The sequence below is a fragment of the Xenorhabdus thuongxuanensis genome, from assembly GCF_001908095.1.
GTDB lineage: Bacteria > Pseudomonadota > Gammaproteobacteria > Enterobacterales > Enterobacteriaceae > Xenorhabdus > Xenorhabdus thuongxuanensis.
Genome location: NZ_MKGR01000088.1, coordinates 1 through 974, shown reverse-complemented (window position 1 = coordinate 974; position 974 = coordinate 1). Strand labels below are relative to the sequence as shown.

Genomic DNA, 974 nt, shown 5'->3' with positions numbered 1-974 from the left:
ACCTCCTGAACCTCCTGAACCTCCTGAACCTCCTGAACCTCCTGAACCTCCTGAACCTCCTGAACCTCCTGAACCTCCTGAACCTCCTGAACCTCCTGAGCCACCTGAACTTCCTGATGCCGATTCCAACAATTTCCAGTCACAAGCCACCAAATCTTCCAGCGTTGGCTTCCAAGCCTCCCAAACGCCATCTTGATCGCTCTTCTCAATATAAGGATTTCCTTTATCAGTACCAATCCCCGATTCATAGGCAAGACGCATGTATTCTTTAGGGGCATTCCAGCCACTGCGATGTACTTGTTTTCCTGAATACACTTGAATCAGTGCCCACGGACAAGTGCCCACTGGTGCTACATCATCAACCTGAACCTTGTATTGAGTAGGGTCTAATAGGCATTGTTTACCAGAACTATTTTCTGGTTTATTTACCTCAGACATAATTTCCTCACTTATTTATTATTAAAGTAAAAGGTCATTTCATCTTACGGCTAAACCGCCAGTTAATATTACTTAAGTTAAATTTTATCTCAATGGGATGCAGTCACATAGCAATCAGTTCGCATTAATATGTGGTATTGCATTATAAAATTTGTCTATTTGTGGAGTGAATAATCTGCTGGGTTGTAAATTAAAAATTTACTGCTGATATTGATTATTGAATGGAGGGTTAGTCATTAAAATATGCAGCTTAATATAAATTAACAGCAATGTAGAAATTAAGAATAAAATTCTGATAAAGTGTTATTACAATTGCCAATAATATTAGTTTAATTTAGACCAGAAATAATTACTGCTAATTATTTTTATTTATAAATAGATAACCTTATTACAGAAAAACAAAAAGGCTATGCCGGAAGCATATAGCTAAATCATATTAATATGACATAATATCTAAACCTAAGATGACAAGGCATAAAATGAGATGGGTTACAGCTTAGATTTTCGAAAGAGAGTATTGGCATACAAAGACAAGC

The 974-nt window shown here is 36.7% G+C and carries 1 protein-coding gene; it reads right to left on the bottom strand.

Translation table 11 applies throughout. The features are described from left to right. The coding region (locus tag Xentx_RS18145; protein WP_139292546.1) for a Thoeris anti-defense Tad2 family protein at positions 1-438 on the bottom strand (438 nt) is incomplete at its 3' end. Between the last annotated feature and the right edge of the window lie 536 nt (positions 439-974).